The 16,630-nt window shown below is 45.4% G+C and carries 12 protein-coding genes; 1 reads left to right on the top strand and 11 read right to left on the bottom strand.

Going from position 1 to position 16,630, the window contains the following annotated elements; all coding sequences use genetic code 11:
- Nucleotides 1-23 precede the first annotated feature (23 nt).
- Nucleotides 24-1,775, top strand: a complete 1,752-nt coding sequence (locus AB6E85_RS20285) for a potassium/proton antiporter (protein WP_372143938.1) — start codon at nucleotides 24-26, stop codon at nucleotides 1,773-1,775.
- On the opposite strand, the gene AB6E85_RS20280 is transcribed toward AB6E85_RS20285, so the two are convergent.
- From AB6E85_RS20280 to aspA, 11 genes are all read right to left on the bottom strand, one after another.
- The gene (locus AB6E85_RS20280; protein ID WP_048605445.1) at nucleotides 1,772-2,401 is read right to left on the bottom strand and encodes a response regulator transcription factor; all 630 of its coding nucleotides are present in this window, start codon (nucleotides 2,399-2,401) and stop codon (nucleotides 1,772-1,774) included. The genes AB6E85_RS20285 and AB6E85_RS20280 overlap by 4 nt on opposite strands.
- Before the next feature lie 212 nt (nucleotides 2,402-2,613).
- Nucleotides 2,614-4,461, bottom strand: a complete 1,848-nt coding sequence (locus tag AB6E85_RS20275) for a protein-disulfide reductase DsbD (RefSeq protein WP_372143936.1) — start codon at nucleotides 4,459-4,461, stop codon at nucleotides 2,614-2,616.
- A 175-nt stretch (nucleotides 4,462-4,636) separates the two neighbouring features.
- Entirely contained in the window at nucleotides 4,637-5,125 is a 489-nt protein-coding gene (locus AB6E85_RS20270) for an arginine repressor (protein WP_017063664.1), read from the bottom strand.
- Between the two features lie 327 nt (nucleotides 5,126-5,452).
- On the bottom strand, nucleotides 5,453-5,917 hold the full coding sequence (gene pyrI, locus AB6E85_RS20265) for an aspartate carbamoyltransferase regulatory subunit (RefSeq protein ID WP_048605441.1): 465 nt from the start codon (nucleotides 5,915-5,917) through the stop codon (nucleotides 5,453-5,455).
- Between the two features lie 15 nt (nucleotides 5,918-5,932).
- The gene (gene pyrB / locus AB6E85_RS20260) at nucleotides 5,933-6,862 is read right to left on the bottom strand and encodes an aspartate carbamoyltransferase (protein WP_372143934.1); all 930 of its coding nucleotides are present in this window, start codon (nucleotides 6,860-6,862) and stop codon (nucleotides 5,933-5,935) included.
- Between the two features lie 491 nt (nucleotides 6,863-7,353).
- Nucleotides 7,354-8,364: an ornithine carbamoyltransferase gene (locus AB6E85_RS20255; RefSeq protein WP_017063666.1), complete on the bottom strand. Its 1,011-nt coding sequence runs from the start codon at nucleotides 8,362-8,364 to the stop codon at nucleotides 7,354-7,356.
- Nucleotides 8,365-8,505: 141 nt separating this feature from the next.
- Nucleotides 8,506-9,417, bottom strand: coding sequence for a carbamate kinase (gene arcC / locus AB6E85_RS20250; RefSeq protein ID WP_019821541.1), 912 nt, complete (start codon nucleotides 9,415-9,417; stop codon nucleotides 8,506-8,508).
- Nucleotides 9,418-9,490: 73 nt separating this feature from the next.
- A complete protein-coding gene (gene arcA / locus AB6E85_RS20245) occupies nucleotides 9,491-10,714 on the bottom strand; it encodes an arginine deiminase (RefSeq protein WP_372143932.1) in 1,224 nt (407 codons plus the stop codon).
- 833 nt (nucleotides 10,715-11,547) lie between these two features.
- Nucleotides 11,548-12,996: a YfcC family protein gene (locus AB6E85_RS20240; RefSeq protein ID WP_372143930.1), complete on the bottom strand. Its 1,449-nt coding sequence runs from the start codon at nucleotides 12,994-12,996 to the stop codon at nucleotides 11,548-11,550.
- Between the two features lie 510 nt (nucleotides 12,997-13,506).
- Nucleotides 13,507-14,814, bottom strand: a complete 1,308-nt coding sequence (locus tag AB6E85_RS20235; protein WP_017061168.1) for an anaerobic C4-dicarboxylate transporter — start codon at nucleotides 14,812-14,814, stop codon at nucleotides 13,507-13,509.
- A 180-nt stretch (nucleotides 14,815-14,994) separates the two neighbouring features.
- Complete coding sequence (gene aspA / locus AB6E85_RS20230; RefSeq protein WP_019821539.1) at nucleotides 14,995-16,446, bottom strand: aspartate ammonia-lyase; 1,452 nt, start codon at nucleotides 16,444-16,446, stop codon at nucleotides 14,995-14,997.
- Between the last annotated feature and the right edge of the window lie 184 nt (nucleotides 16,447-16,630).

Genomic DNA, 16,630 nt, shown 5'->3' with positions numbered 1-16,630 from the left:
GTTTTATTCTTTGGGGGGACGAATTGGACGCAATAACTATTAACCACTTATTTTTAACTGGTGCGGTGCTCATCGCTATCAGTGTGCTTTTTTCGCAAGTGTCCTCTCGCTTGGGCGTACCTATTCTTTTGATCTTCCTTTTCGTTGGCATGCTAGCCGGTGAAGATGGACCCGGTGGCATTAATTTTGATGATTACTCACTCACTTACTTGGTGAGTAACCTTGCGCTTGCTGTGATCTTGCTGGATGGCGGTATGCGAACCAAGGTTGCGAGTTTCAAGGTCGCTTTTTGGCCTTCGCTCTCGCTCGCTACAATAGGCGTGGCATGTACCGCTACTCTCACTGGTTTAATGGCCGCGTGGCTGTTCGATTTGTCATTGATGCAGGGCATCTTGGTTGGCGCGATTGTGGGCTCGACCGATGCGGCTGCGGTATTTTCTTTGCTGAAAGGGCAGAGCCTCAATGAGCGTGTTGGCTCGACTCTAGAAATTGAATCCGGTACTAACGACCCAATGGCGGTGTTCCTGACGGTGACCTTAATTGCGTTGCTGGGCACGCCTGATGCTGAAATGGGGATGAACTTCCTACTGAAAAGCTTCGCGATGCAGTTTGGTATCGGTACCCTTGTCGGCATTGGCGGTGGCTGGCTTCTATGGAGTCTCATCAATCGAGTGCAACTAGCTGACGGCCTTTACTCTATTTTGGTGCTCAGCGGTGGTGTGGCGCTGTTTGCGTTCTCTAACATGCTTGGCGGCAGCGGTATCTTATCGATCTACCTTGTAGGCCTGTTCATTGGTAATCGTCCGACGCGCTCTCGACACTCTATTCTTAATGTTCTTGATGGTATGACGTGGCTAAGCCAGATCGTGATGTTCTTGGTGCTGGGTTTATTGGTGACGCCATCAACGTTGATGGACATTGCTCTGCCTGCGCTAGCACTGGCCTTCGGTATGATTTTGTTTGCTCGTCCGCTGTCGGTTTGGTTAGGTTTACTGCCATTTCGAAGCTTTACTACCAAGGAGCGCTGGTTTGTTTCTTGGGTAGGTTTGCGTGGTGCAGTACCGATCATCTTAGCGGTCTTCCCTATGATGGCTGGCCTGCCTAATGCTCAGCTGTATTTCAATATCGCCTTCTTCGTGGTTATGGTTTCGCTGATTGTTCAAGGCGGTAGCTTGATGAAAGTTGCAAGACTCGCTCAAGTGACCTTACCACCGACACCAACACCGATTTCTCGTACTGGTATGGAGATTTATCCGACCAGTGAGTGGGAGATGTTTGTCTACAAATTGAAAGACGAGAAGTGGTGTGTCGGCGAGCCGCTTAAGCGTTTATCTATGCCAGAAGGGACGCGCATTACGGCACTGTTTCGACAAGATGCGATGCTCCACCCATCAGGCAGCACTGTGTTAGAGGCGAACGATATCTTATGCGTGCTTGGCCAAGACAAAGATTTGGACAGCTTAAGTTCGTTGTTCAGTGAGGCGCCTCTAGCAGACGAGGCGGCACGATTCTTTGGTGATTTCTTCTTGGATGTTGAGCTATCAGTTGCGGCAGTGAGTGATTGTTATGGTATTGAACTTGGCTCGGAAGAAGAGCGAGAAATGACGCTAAAACAATTGGTTGCTCAAGAGCTTGGCGCACACTCTGTATTGGGTGATAGCTTCGAGTGGCATGACATCACTTGGGTGGTTGCAGAGATAGATGATCATAAAGTCGTCAGGTTGGGCTTATGTTTACCTAAGACGACTTTAGAAGAGGATATCAGTGAAGCTTAATTGTGGACTTCTTGTAGCAAGATAACCGCTTGAGTACGATTTTTTACATCCAGTTTACGGAAGATGGCCGTCATATGTGCTTTGATGGTCGCTTCCGAAACATTCAATTCATACGCGATTTGCTTGTTAAGCAAGCCGTCAGAAAGCATCCCTAATACCTTGTATTGCTGAGGCGTCAGTGTGGAAATCTTTTCTGCAAGGTCGCTACACGCTGCATTATTGGTGATAAGTCCTTCAGGGAAGAAGGGGTCGCCATTCAGCACTTGATTCAGTGCACTCACCAACTCACGCATATCACTCGACTTAGGAATAAAGCCAAAGGCACCGTGGCTCTTCACCTGAGTGACCACGCTGGCATCTTCACTGGCAGAGACCACCACAATCGGTAGATCAGGGTATTCAGCGCGAAGTTGAATTAAGCCTGACATGCCATTGGCACCCGGCATTTTCAGATCGAGCAGTAATAGATCCGGCTCGTCTTCCTTCTTTAGCAGAGTCAGTAATGCATCGAGAGAATCGGCCTCAAGCAGGTTCGCACCACTGATCGCCATATGAACTGACTGAAACAGGGCGTTGCGAAAGAGAGGGTGGTCATCAGCAATGATGATGGTATAGGTCGAGTCCATGACGTTCATACTTTTAACAATTTAGTTAATATTTATTATCATCCTGATTGAGTATGTGGACAATATCTATGCATTAAAAGTCTGAACCATATCGACTTTTATCCCCGGAATAAGAAAGCGTTACTCTGAATAGCAAAAAAGCCGCACTGCCATCTCGTTACGGAGGGGCGGTACGGCTTTCGATTCGGCTTATATTTTAGTGAATATTGCCGTTATAGCTGGTGTTTTTGCATGTGTTTTAAGAATACATCGGCAGGCATAAAACCGGTTACACGAGCATTTGGAACATGGTTACCCTCGCCATCCCAGAACTCTATGGTTGGCAAACCGAGTACCTGTAATTGTTTAAGCAGTTCAATGTCTTGAGGCATGTTTCTCGTTACGTCAGCCTGAAGCAGGACGAAATCAGAAAGCTTGTTCTCAACATCAGCTTGGTGGAAGGTGTACTTCTCAAACTCTTTACAGGCCACACACCAATCGGCGTAGAAATCGAGCATCACTGGCTTGCCGAGTTTCTTGGCTTCGATGAGCTGGATTTCTAATTCTTCAACCGTATTGACGCGTGCAAATTGGATTTGTTGTTCAACCACAACACTCTTTTCGGCGAACCAGTAATTCAATGCTGGTTGCGCTGAAGCGAATAGTCCGAGCATCGCGATGATACCCACTGCACTTTGCTTCCAGCCGCCGAATGGCAGTGCATTCTTGCTGTGGTAAAGCCAACCAAAGGCGATAAAGCCTAATCCAGACCAAAGTACCGTTGCCCATAATTCAGGGATAATTCGCTCTAGCAGGAAGATAGGTGCTGCCAGCAAGATAAAGCCGAATACGATCTTCACCTTGTCCATCCAGCTGCCTGCTTTCGGCAGAAGCTTATTACCAAACACCGCAACTAAGATCAGCGGGATACCCATACCCATCGCTAACGCATAAAGAGCGATTGCTCCGGTTAATAGGTCGCCACTTTGAGCCACATACAGCAGTGCACCTGACAATGGCGCTGTGGTACAAGGTGAACATACCAAGCCCGAGATAGCCCCCATCGCGAACACGCCCAAGGTATTGCCACCTTGTTGCTTGTTACTTTGGTTGTTAAGCCAAGTTTGGATACTGCTTGGTAGTTGTAGGTTATAAACGCCGAACATCGACATCGCCAACGTCACAAACAGAATACTCAGCGCGATCAGTACGTAAGGGTGTTGCATAGCGGCTTGGAACTGCATGCCTGCTGAAGCAACCACTAAACCTAATAAGGTATAGGTCAGCGCCATGCCTTGCACGTAGATGAAGGACAGCATTAACGCGCGACCTTGGCTGAGCTTGCCACCACCTAAAACGATACCCGTTAGAATCGGATACATAGGCAGCACACACGGCGTAAAGGCTAAACCAACACCGAGTGCTAAGAATAATAGAGGGGTCCACCAACTGTCACCGAGCTTATCGGCTAAGCCTGCTTCTTTTGATACTGGGGCATTTGGCTGTTGAGTCGTGTTACTTACAACGTCTGCTTTCGGAGACGTTGGTTGCGTAGAAACATCGGTCTCGTTGCTAGCAGAAGATGAAGCTTGTGAGTCACTACCTTGCGAATTAGGAGAGCCTGTTGCTGTGAAAGGTTCAATGTCGATGACACGAATCTCTGGTGGGTAGCAGAAACCTGCGTCCGCACAGCCTTGATACTTAACGATCAGCTGTGAGCCATCTTGGTAACTCTGTAGAGGAACTTGCACGAATAACGGTTGAGTATAAATGCTCACCTCACCGAAGAATTCATCTTGGTGCGGCTTACCATCTTCTAATTCAACATTACCGATAGCGAGATTTTGCCCGGTGAACGAGAGGCTATGTTGATAGAGGTAGTAGCCCTCTTTTACTTGCCAGTCGAGAAGGACTTTGTCGTCTTGCTGGTAGTAATTGAAAGGGAAAGCTTGGTCTACAGGGACAAAACCATTGTTATTGCCTCCGAAGCTTGGCTCGGCGTTGTCGTTCCCAAATAGCGCCCACGCAGGCTGGGTGAATAGGGAAACACAAACAAAAAGTAATGTGGCAAGTCGTCGCATACTATTTAGTCATCAAAATGGAGTTGAAGGTATCTTAACTCAATCAGACCGTAATAGTTTGCTATTAGTTTCATCGGCAAACAAATATCCCCTAAGGCGGGATAGCGATTTTATTGGGTAATCGAGAGGGGAGCTGCAATTCAACTTGAGTGACTTGCCCTTGTAAAATAGACATTTAAGCTACACCCAAGCGCGCTTTTACGACTTGTTCGCAAGCATCAATATTCATAGTATCTTTTGGAATAATAAGCACAGTATCGTTGCCGCCAACGGTGCCGATAATCTCGGTGTGTGGGTCGATATCAACTAATCTTGCGACTAATTGCGCACAACCTGGATGAGTTTTTACAATGACCATCGCTTGGTTATGAGTGATGAATTCGATTTGTGAAGAGATGGATGCATCGACACGAACCGGTGCACTTTCAACCGTGATGCAGTAAACCTTTTTACCACAAGCATTCTGAATTTTTACCACGCCAAGCTGTGACAAAATACGAGATACGGTCGATTGGCTGATACCTGTATAGCCAATATCGACGAGTTTCTCTCGCAGTTGATTTTGGGTCGAGAAGCTTTGTTGTTGTAGTAAGCGTTTGCACGCTGCAGTCAGTGTTTTATCTTCAGCTGAATACAAGCAACCGTGCTCAGTGATTGGGTTCATGAACAACTCCTTAAGGTCAACATGTGGTTATCGCTTGTCCATAGCGCCGAGCGTACTCCCAAAGCCGTAGAGTACGATTGTTAAATAGGGCTTACCGATGAATCCCGAAATAAAGAGGGAAGGTATGCGTGATGTATGATCGTCTATCCATTGAGTCTACCACTAAAGGATAGTTATCTTTTTGAAGGGGATCACCAAATAAAATTCTAGTTAATTGCTTTTATTTTGGAGTTTTATTCTTTTGTTAAATGGATATTTATTCCAAGTTTGGCATAAATATCCATCGGTATTAGGGTGCTTTGTAGACCGTGATAATGGCGCTAAGGGTTAGCGAATTTCACTCATGATCTCGCGAGAGAATACTTTTTCACAGTAGTGACATTTTAGCTGCACGTTTTCCTGTTTTAGCTGCACTTTAAAGCTGCTTTCTACTGGCTCTCCGTGAGAAATACAGTTGCTATTCGGGCAAGAGTAGACACTGTTGATTTGGTCTGGCAGCACTAATGTTAGCTTGTTCACCACCTTGTACTCTTCAATCTGATTTACTGTCGCTTGCGGGGCGTACAGAGCCAATTGGTTGGCTTGTTCTTTGGTTAGGAAGATGTTCTCAATCTTGATCAGATCTTTATGGCCAAGCGCTGATGATGGCAGATTTAATCCCATGGTGATGCGCTGCTCGGTCTTGTGCAATTTAAACAACTTGAGGATTTTGATCCCAAGGTGAGCAGGGATGTGGTCAATGACGCTGCCGTTACGAATGGCTTCTACTTGTAGCTGAGTTTGTTTAACCATGACTGTTTCTCCTGCTTATAAAGTGTCGTTTAGAACTAGGGCTAATAGGGCTTCGCGAGCATACACACCGTTTTCAGCTTGCTCGAAGTAGTAAGCGTGTGGCGTTTTATCTACGTCGGTTGTGATTTCATCGACACGTGGTAGTGGGTGAAGCACCTTCATGTTTTGGCGAGCGTCTTTCAGCGTATCGGCCGTTAGAATGTAAGCCGATTTCATGTGCGCGTATTCTGACGCATCAAAGCGCTCTTTCTGTACGCGAGTCATGTACAGAACATCAAGCTCAGGCACCACTTCTTCAATGCTGCTATGTGTGCTGTATTGGATGCCCATCTCTTCCAGTTCTTCACAGATGTAATCCGGCATGGCTAACACTTCTGGCGCGATAAAGAAGAAACGCACGTTGTTGAATTTTGATAGTGCTTGCGTCAATGAGTGCACGGTGCGGCCATATTTTAGGTCGCCGACGAACGCCACATTGAGGTTATCAAGCGTGCCTTGTGTTTCGTAAACCGAGAACAGATCCAACAAGGTTTGCGTTGGGTGTTGGTTTGCACCGTCGCCACCATTCACAATTGGCACACCGTTAGAGAACTCAGAGGCTAAACGTGCTGCGCCTTCTTGTGGGTGGCGCATCACAAAGGCGTCAACGTAAGAAGAGATAACCTGCACCGAATCGGCAAGTGTTTCGCCTTTTTTCGCCAGCGATGTGTTACCGCCATTATCAAAACCGATGACCGTGCCACCTAGGCGTTGAACTGCGGTTTCAAATGAAAGGCGAGTTCGAGTTGAAGGTTCAAAGAAGCAGCTCGCCACCACCTTATTTTTCAGCAGCTCTGGATTTGGCTCTGCTTTGAGTCTTGCGGCAGTATCGACGATAAGCTCCAGTTCATCACGAGAGAGCTCTGGAATGGAGATGATGTGCTTGTTAAATAACGAATGAGCCATAACGGGTCTTCCTTTTTCTATGCATACAGTCAAATTGCGGACAAAAAAAAGCCCCCTAAAAATAGGAGGCTTCGAAACGATCAATAGAGCAAAATAAAAATGACACCACCGCCACTCTTTGGCGTGTAGTTTGACAATTATGTGCGACAGAATTGCGGTTCATTTTTTGCTCTCTTTAGACAAATTGCGGAGGATTATACTCAGATAAAAAGGCCATGCAATACTTTCTGTAAAGTATTCATTTAATGGATTTTTATGCGAAATTACGTCCGTTTCTAGTTTCCATTTAAGCCTTTGTTGGAACTGCGAATCTCAGGCTTTTCAGGTAATAATCATTTCTAGTGCGTGAAAAAAAATGCGGGTTTTATCCAAGGTCAAAATCCCAAGAACGCCACCCGCATTTCCCTGTTATTGCACTTAGCTTGTCAATATCTTGCGAACAAGTGCGTGCTTAACTTCTTAACTTCTTAACTTCTTAACTTTTTAATTTATTAGCTGCCTAGTGTCGCAACCATTACTGCTTTGATGGTGTGCATGCGGTTTTCTGCTTCATCGAATACGATTGAGTATTCAGACTCGACCACTTCATCCGTCACTTCTACGCCATCTTTAAGCTGCGGATATTCAGCAGCAAGTTGTTTGCCGACTGTTGTATCTTCGCCGTGGAAAGCTGGTAGGCAGTGCATGAATTTCACATGTGGGTTGCCTGTTGCTTTGATCATTTCCATGTTCACTTGGTAAGGCATCATTAGGTTAATACGCTCAGCCCACGCTTCTTTTGCTTCGCCCATTGATACCCAAACGTCTGTGTACAGGAAGTCACAACCTTGCACGCCTTCTTGAACATCTTCTGTTAGCGTGATTTTGCCGCCAGTGTGTTCTGCGATTTCACGACATTGAGCCAGTAGCTCTTCTTGTGGCCAGAATTGTTTTGGAGCAACAAGGCGAATGTCCATACCCATTTTCGCAGCGCCAACCATTAGAGAGTTACCCATGTTGTTGCGAGCATCACCTAGGTAAGCAAAGCTGATTTCATGCAGTTGTTTACCACGGCCGTATTCCGTCATGGTTAGGAAGTCAGCTAGGATTTGTGTTGGGTGGAATTCGTCAGTCAGACCATTCCATACTGGAACTCCAGCGTAAGCGCCGAGCTCTTCAACGATTTCTTGACCGAAGCCGCGGTATTCAATGCCATCGTACATACGGCCTAGAACGCGAGCGGTATCTTTCATTGATTCTTTGTGGCCAATTTGAGAGCCAGATGGGCCTAAGTAAGATACTCGAGCGCCTTGGTCGAATGCGGCAACTTCAAATGCGCAGCGAGTACGAGTTGAGGTTTTCTCAAAGATAAGCGCAATGTTTTTGCCAGTCAGTGTTGGCTGTTCGTAACCGTTGTACTTCGCTTTTTTTAGCTCCATAGAAAGATCTAACAAGTGTTGAATTTCGCGTGGAGTGAAATCTAGTAGTTTTAGGAAGTTACGATTGCGTAGGTTAAAAGCCATGATGTATTCCTTCTTAGATTTAGGCGCTTTCTTGTTACAGGGAAAGAAAATTCAAGAAAGCGCGATTCAATTTTTGTGTATTAATTTCAGTTCAAACGGTGATTCAGTTTTCTCGCAAGGTTTGAAAAGCTCGCGAGTAGATTAATCTTTGGTGATGTTGGTGCCCGCCAAGCCTTGCAGGATTTGCAAACCATCTTCGAGTGCACCAATACCGACGACCTTGCCGCCTTGCTGAATGAATTCGCACGATGCTTCAATTTTTGGCCCCATTGAGCCTGCATCAAATTCGAATTGCGCCAGTTCACTTGGTGTGGTGCTGCGCAGTGCGTGTTGAGTCGGTTTGCCCCAATCAAGGTAAACAGCGTCCGCGTCGGTCAAAATAAGCAGCGCATCCGCATCCAGTTGTTTCGCCAAGAAAGCCGCTGACATGTCTTTGTCGATAACTGCTTCAACACCGACTAATTTGCCGTTCTCTTTTTTCACTGGGATGCCGCCGCCGCCAGTACAAATTACGAGGTGGCCTGCATCGATAAGTTGGGTGATCGCTTCGTGCTCAACAATGCCAGTAGGGCGTGGGCTTGGCACAACGCGACGGAAGTGTTGGCCGTCTGGTTTGACGATCCAGTGGAATTTCTCCGCTAATTCACGCGCTTCCGCTTCTTCGTAGATCGGGCCAATCGGCTTAGTTGGATCTGCGAATGCAGGATCGTTTGGATCAACGGTCATTTGCGTCAACATGCATGAGATGTTGCGGTTAGGCAGATAGTTCTTGAACTCTTGCATCAGCATGTAGCCGATCATGCCTTGAGTCTCACTGCCCAACACATCTAGCGGATATGGATTTACTTTTTTGTATTCCAAACCTTGCAGAGCCAGTAAACCAACTTGTGGGCCATTACCGTGTACTAGAACCACGTTGTACACTTTCGCGATTTCAGAGATGGTTTTAACCGCTGTTTCAATATTACGGCGTTGAACATCGGCTTCTAACGGCTCACCGCGACGAAGTAGGGCGTTACCGCCGAGTGCAACAACAACAGTTTGCTTAGTCATAATTGTGTTCTCTCATTTTGGCCAAGCTGAGATTATTTCAGATCGTTCAACTTGGCCGTTTTCGTCTTAGTGATTAGATACCATCACGCTCAATTGGGCAGCTCATGCAGCGTGCGCCACCGCGACCGCGGCCAAGTTCATCGCCTGGAATCGGAAGAACCGTAATGCCTGCTTTGTCGTATTTTTCGTTGGTGTAGGTGTTGCCTTCGTAGCCAACCACAACACCTGGTTTAACAGTCAGCACGTTGTTCGCATCGTTCCACTGTTCACGTTCTGCATGGAAGTTGTCACCACCAGTTGTGATTAGGTTTAGCTTGTCTACGCCCAGTGCTTTCTCGATAGCCGTTACGAAGTAGCCTTCTTCTTTCACTTTCACAGCGCCTGATTCATCACCAGTTAGGTTCCAGCACTGCACGTCTTTACTCACTACTTCAGGGTAAACAGAGAACGTATCTTCGCTCATGTGCGTCATAACGGTGTCTAAGTGCATGCAAGAGCGGTGTTTTGGTAGCTGCATTGCGATAACTTGCTTCGCTTGACCGTGTTTGAATAGGCTAGATGCTAAGTGTTCAACACCTTGTGCTGTTGTACGTTCAGACATACCGATAAGAACCGCGCCACGACCAAGTACAAGAACGTCACCACCTTCAATCGTTGAGTTGTCGTAGCTGATGTTTTCTTCATCGCCGAAGTATTTAATGAAGTCTTGGCCTGCGAATGTTGGATGCCAGCGGTAAATAGCGCGAACGTGGTTGGTTTCACGTTGACGAGCTGGTTTCGCCATCGGGTTGATGGATACGCCACCGTATACCCAGCAAGATGTGTCACGAGTAAATAGGTGGTTTGGTAGCGGTTCGATAATGAAGTCGGTTGGTGCGTGCATGCCTTGCATCATTGAAGATGATTTCATTGGCATCTCAGCGTAAGAAAGACCGCCCGTTAGGATTTTTGCTAGCTCTAGGTTTGGTAAGTCGCCCAAGTAGCAGCGCACGTCGTTAGCAAACGTTTTGCCTAAGCGGTAATCAGAAACTTGATGATTCAAAAGCCAATCTTTCGCTTCTGGCACTGCTAGCGTGTCTGCTAGTAGGTCAGTAAGAAGAAGAACTTCAACACCTTGATCACGTAGCGTTTGAGTAAATGCGTCATGCTCTTTACCTGCACGCTCAACAGCCAGTACGTCATCAAACAGCAAATCGTGACAGTTAGAGGGTGTTAGGTGAGTCAGTGCGCGTCTTGGACGGTGAACTAGAACGCGGCGTAATTGACCTATTTCAGAACCTACATAGAACTTACTCATGATCGTCTCTCTCTTATATATTTGAATTACTTTTATCGCTAAGAGTAATTATTTATTTCCAGTTGAGAAGAATGAATTATTTTATTCATATCTCTTGTCTGGAATTAATATTACGCCTGCTAGTCAGGTATTCTTAGAGATCTATCACAAATCGTTTTTTATCCTGCAGCCCTTTAAAATCAAGGGTTTTAACAAACTTTATGCACTTTCAACTATTGTCAGCCTTTTCTAAATAGTTAACTCCTTGGGAATATTATGCATGCTTTTTTCATTGAACTAGCTAGAATCTAATTTGTGAGGGATTATATGCAAAATAGTTTTATTGATAAGAATGAGCTTAGATTGGAAGTATGCAATGTTAGTATTTAGATATTTAATTTTGTACGTGGAATTAATTATTCTTTAACAATTTAAATGCGAATAAATCTATTGTGGTCACACTTTATAATTGGGTGTTTTAAGCCGATTTTCTATAAAAATCACTACTATTTCTCCTTTGGTGATTATGGAGTGAATTACTTAAAATATAATTAACGCTAATAAATGACTAAATATTTGTATAAATATAATAACGAAGAATAGTTGGCTTTTTATTAGCTTTAACCTTGATGATTAAACGTTGGCTTATTCTTTGTCGCAAGTGGTTTTTGCTCGTTTAAGCTTTGCTACTGAGTAGGTAATAGAGAGGCTTTAGATGAGGTGTGCGCAGCTCGTGAGGCTGTTTCTGAGACCGGAGTTGGAGTTAGATTCGATAGTGATAAAAAAAGCCGCTAGAAAGCGGCTTTGAACGAGAAGATGAAGCTTGTTATCTGAAGCTTGTTGGTTAGGGCTGTCTAGATAAGCGCACCAATACTCAGAACAATGATGCAGAACACCATCAAGATACCGATTAATGGCATTACCCATTTAACCCAGCGTACGTAAGGGACGCGAGCAATCGCCAAGCCACCCATTACTACCGCAGAAGTCGGAGTAATTAAGTTAACCAAGCCTGATGCAGATTGGTACGCAGTGATAACCAGGTCACGACCTACGCCAGCAAAGTCAGCCAATGGCGCCATGATTGGCATGGTAAGTACCGCTAAGCCAGAGGTCGATGGCACTAAGAATGACAGTAGAATCTCTAAGAAGAACATCACGTTAATGAAGATAACTGAAGAAAGTCCCGTTACCATCTGTTCTGCAGAGAACAGAATAGTATCGGTGATCATACCGCGGTCCATCACCACCACGATACCACGTGCAATACCTATGATAAGCGCAACACCAAGTAGGTCGCGGGCACCATCAATGAAGCTGGTGGTAAACTCTTCTTCGCTCATGCGAGCCACAATACCAACGATGATGGTTGCAGCTAGGAACATTGCTGAGATCTCAGCCATCCACCATCCAGCAACGGATACACCGTAAATCATCACAGCGAACGAGCCACCAAAAATGGTCAGAATCAGTTTGCGAGTCGCGGTGAATTCAAGTTTTTCGCCGCTCGCATTACCTAAGAAGTGCGCTTTGTTCTCTTCGTATTTGTCGTAGACAATTGATGTTGTTGGATCGGCTTGAACCATTCTTGCGTAACGCATCACGTAGGCAACACAAATACCCCAACCAATAATCAACATCGCAATACGCAACACGATACCGTCTGTAAATGGAATACCAGAAGCGTTGGCAGCGATCACGGTTGCGAATGGGTTAATCGTCGAACCCAGCACCCCAATACCTGCACCAAGCAGTACGGTCGCAGCGGCAACAAGAGGGTCAAAGCGAGCTGCCATCATTACCGGCACTAGCAATGTATAGAAGGGCAGTGATTCTTCGGCCATGCCGTAGACGGTACCACCTGCGGCAAACAGCGCCATCAGTATTGGTATCATTAACTCTTCTCGCCCTTCTAAGCGGGCGGTGACGCGCTCGATACCGGCATCAATGGCACCCGTTTTGGTTACTAGCCCTAAGAAGCCACCGATGATTAAGATGAACAGCGAAACGTCGATAGCCGCCGCTTCATAGCTATTGTGGTCATAGAAGCCGTCAATAGGCGCGAGCAGTACATCAATCACGCCTTGAGGGTTACCTTCTACCGCTTGATAGGTTCCGGTTACGGGTACTTCTCGGCCTAGCTCTTCATTCATTGCACGGTCGTATTGGCCTGCTGGAACAATCCAGGTAAGCAGTGCGACGAACGCAATCAGAATAAATAGAATGGTGTAGGCAGAAGGGAATTTAAAGTTGGCAAAGAAGCCGCCCTTTTTTTTCTCGCTTGGTATCGTTTGAGTTGTCATGGCTATCTCCTTACATCATCTTAAATAGAAGTGATGTGAATTAGCGACTAATGATTTATAGATTGTAAATACACGGACACTTATAAAGCACTCAACGATATAAAGTTGCTGACTTTAAATTAAGGTTGTTTTTATATTTACTAATCCAAATGAAGTTAGATTTAATTTAGCTGCGGTTATTTTATTCCTTACTTTGGTATTTAATTTTGGTGCTGTTCACAAAAATAATGGCTAATGAACGGGCTGAAAAATGGCAGAAAATCGTCTAGGTTTTTTGGTTAGTTAGCTTGGATTAATATTCGTTGTGGATTAACTAGAAGTGGGAGGAGATTGATTTGGTAGGTGTTGTTTATGATCGGTCTGAATAATCTTGGAATTTTATTCAAACTTTATTTTTAGGCGGTTTTTAAAGTTTATAATGGTTATTTGATGCGTATCAAATAACACATTGAGCAGAAAACAAAAAAGGAAGCCGAAGCTTCCTTTTTAATGTTCAATCACCAGCGAATGTTAGATAAACAGACCGCCGAATGCGAAGCCTAGTGCTACCGCAGTGCTGATTGTTACCACACCTGGAATGAAGAATGGGTGGTTGAATACGTAGTTACCGATACGCGTTGAGCCTGTGTCATCCATCTCAACCGCTGCTAGTAGCGTAGGGTAAGTTGGAAGTACGAACAGCGCACTTACCGCAGCAAAAGAAGCAACGGCTGTTAGTGGTGCTACGCCAATCGCTAGTGCTGCAGGCATCAGTGCAACCGTTGTTGCGCCTTGAGAGTAAAGCAGCATAGAAGCGAAGAACAGAACAAGAGCCAGCATCCAAGGGTAGTCAGCAAGTAGAGCACCAGCAACGTCTTTGATTTCAGCAACGTGTGCGTTTACAAACGTTGAACCTAACCAAGCTACACCAAGTACACATACACACGCAGTCATACCAGAGCGGAATGTTGGTGCTGAAGAAATCTTCGCTGCGTCAATCTTAGTGAACATCACGATAGCCGCTGCTGCTGCTAGCATCACAGACATGATTGCTTCGTTACGACCTAGTGCTGGGTTTTCAATTAGGCCAACAGAGCTAGAGATAGCCGCTGCGTAACAAACTACGAAACCAATCGCTGCTAGGAAGATGTACGTTGCTTTCTTCGCTGTAGGTAGAATTTCGCGTTTCTCTTCTGTTGCCAGTTTGATTAGACCTTTCTCTAGACGTTCTTGGTAAACAGGATCGTCTTTCAGTTCGCTACCCATGTAGTTAGCAACAACCGCACCAACCATACAAGCGATGAAGGTTGTTGGGATACAAACCATCAATAGCGTTAGGTAATCAACACCAAATGGTGCCAACATTGCTGCGAAAGCGACAACTGCAGCCGAGATTGGCGAAGCTGTGATAGCAATTTGAGAAGCGACAACTGCGATAGACAGTGGACGAGAAGGACGAACACCTTGGCCTTTCGCTACTTCTGCAATAACAGGAAGCGTAGAGAATGCTGTGTGACCAGTACCCGCCATTAATGTCATTACAAAGGTCACAATCGGCGCGTAAAAGGTGATGCGTTCAGGGTGTTTACGCAAAAAGTTTTCGGCAATTTGTACCAACCAGTCCATACCGCCAGCAACTTGCATTGCAGCAATTGCGGTGATAACTGACATGATGATCAAGATTACGTCGATCGGGATGAAAGATTGGCTTGTTGGAACGCCAAGAATAAGTGAAAGGGCAATAACACCAGCACCACCGGCAAAACCAATACCGATACCGCCAATTCTGGCCCCCAAAAAGATAAAGAGCAGGACGACAAACAGTTCTACTGCAATCATAAGTAACACCTCATTTAGATTTTATTATGTGAACATTCGCTGCTGGAATGTTCACATAATAGTTCTATGGTTTAGATTCAATTTGGCAAAAGCGCAACCAACAGAAATCCACAAAATAATCATGGTTAACCGTATTGGAGCCTAAAAAAGGGCTCCGTTTGGAGCCCTTTCTCGCTAACTTTATTCGTAGCGCTTCGCTTTATACTGAGGATGCATCAAATTTTCAACAGAGAAAATGTCATCAAGTTCTTCTTCGGTTAATAAACCGCGCTCTAGAACCACATCACGAACGCTCTTACCTGTCTCAGCACAGATCTTACCAACAATGTCACCCTCGTGGTGGCCAATGTATGGGTTTAGGTAAGTGACGATACCGATAGAGTTAAATACGTGTGATTCACATACTTCTTTGTTCACTGTAATGCCGTCTACACACTTGTCGCGTAGGTTCACACAAGCGTTTGTTAGGATGTCTAGAGACTCAAACATGCTTTGTGCAATAACGGGTTCCATTACGTTCAGTTGCAGTTGACCGCCTTCTGCAGCGAAAGAAACCGTGTTGTCGTTACCTAGAACTTTGAAGCAAACTTGGTTTACTACTTCAGGAACAACTGGGTTTACTTTAGCAGGCATAATTGAAGAACCGGCTTGCAGTTCAGGTAGGTTTAGCTCGTTCAGACCAGTACGTGGACCTGAAGAAAGCAGACGCAAATCGTTACAAATTTTAGACAGTTTCACAGCTAGACGCTTAAGTGCGCCGTGCGTCATTACGTATGCGCCACAGTCAGATGTTGCTTCGATTAAATCTTCAGCCGCTACACACTCTAGGCCAGTTACTTCTGCTAGGTGTTTAACTGCTAGGCCTTGGTAACCTGGTGCTGCGTTCAGACCTGTACCGATAGCCGTTGCGCCTAGGTTTACTTCAAGCAGTAGTTTTGAAGTGTATTCTAGGTTTTTGATTTCTTCATTGATGGTTACAGCCCAAGCGTGGAACTCTTGGCCAACCGTCATTGGAACTGCGTCTTGAAGCTGAGTACGACCCATCTTCAAAATCGTGTTGAATTCTTGGCTCTTAAGCTCGAATGCACCTTTTAGGTATTCGATCGCATCAATCAGTTTACGAACGCTGTTGTAAACAGAGATACGGAAGCCAGTTGGGTAAGCACAGTTTGTAGATTGGCTGCGGTTTACGTGGTCATTCGGGTTGATGAACTCGTATTGGCCTTTTTCTTTGCCCATAAGTTCAAGAGCCACGTTCGCAACAACTTCGTTTGCGTTCATGTTTACAGAAGTACCAGCACCACCTTGGAAAACGTCCGATGGGAACTGATCCATGCACTTGCCCGTGTCTAGAATTAGGTCACAAGCTTGGATGATGTATTTAGCCACTTCGCTTGGAATTACACCTAACTCTTTGTTTGCTAAAGCCGCCGCTTTCTTAGTCATCACCATACCGCGAACGAATTCAGGTACATCTGAGATCGTTACATTTGAGATGTTGAAGTTTTCAACTGCGCGTAGAGTGTGGATGCCGTAGTAAGCATCAGCCGGAACATGACGTTGACCTAATAGATCTTCTTCGAGACGAGTAGCTTGAGGAGCTTCAACTTGAGCTTCTGATTGAGTAGCCATAACAGGATCCTTAGAGAATTATTCTGATTATATAGTTAGTTATTAGCCTATTCTGTGTGCAAATACTCCGTTCGCTAGAATATTGGGCTGATAAATCCGTCCTGACTTATGTGGCACATGATACTGTACTTAGCGCATAAAAATATTAAGTGGATCACCTTTTTCGGTTTTGTTTAGTCAATAT

Source organism: Vibrio sp. 10N.247.311.51, assembly GCF_041467855.1.
GTDB classification, from domain to species: Bacteria; Pseudomonadota; Gammaproteobacteria; order Enterobacterales; family Vibrionaceae; genus Vibrio; species Vibrio coralliirubri.
This window is presented reverse-complemented; position numbering and strand designations above follow the sequence as displayed.

Excerpts from the sequence above, each read along its gene's own strand:
- AB6E85_RS20280 (WP_048605445.1), bottom strand. The coding sequence starts at position 2,401 with ATGGACTCGACCTATACCATCATCATTGCTGATGACCACCCTCTCTTT.
- AB6E85_RS20275 (WP_372143936.1), bottom strand. The coding sequence starts at position 4,461 with ATGCGACGACTTGCCACATTACTTTTTGTTTGTGTTTCCCTATTCACC.
- AB6E85_RS20270 (WP_017063664.1), bottom strand. The coding sequence starts at position 5,125 with ATGAACCCAATCACTGAGCACGGTTGCTTGTATTCAGCTGAAGATAAA.
- pyrI (WP_048605441.1), bottom strand. The coding sequence starts at position 5,917 with ATGGTTAAACAAACTCAGCTACAAGTAGAAGCCATTCGTAACGGCAGC.
- pyrB (WP_372143934.1), bottom strand. The coding sequence starts at position 6,862 with ATGGCTCATTCGTTATTTAACAAGCACATCATCTCCATTCCAGAGCTC.
- AB6E85_RS20255 (WP_017063666.1), bottom strand. The coding sequence starts at position 8,364 with ATGGCTTTTAACCTACGCAATCGTAACTTCCTAAAACTACTAGATTTC.
- arcC (WP_019821541.1), bottom strand. The coding sequence starts at position 9,417 with ATGACTAAGCAAACTGTTGTTGTTGCACTCGGCGGTAACGCCCTACTT.
- arcA (WP_372143932.1), bottom strand. The coding sequence starts at position 10,714 with ATGAGTAAGTTCTATGTAGGTTCTGAAATAGGTCAATTACGCCGCGTT.
- AB6E85_RS20240 (WP_372143930.1), bottom strand. The coding sequence starts at position 12,996 with ATGACAACTCAAACGATACCAAGCGAGAAAAAAAAGGGCGGCTTCTTT.
- AB6E85_RS20235 (WP_017061168.1), bottom strand. The coding sequence starts at position 14,814 with ATGATTGCAGTAGAACTGTTTGTCGTCCTGCTCTTTATCTTTTTGGGG.
- aspA (WP_019821539.1), bottom strand. The coding sequence starts at position 16,446 with ATGGCTACTCAATCAGAAGCTCAAGTTGAAGCTCCTCAAGCTACTCGT.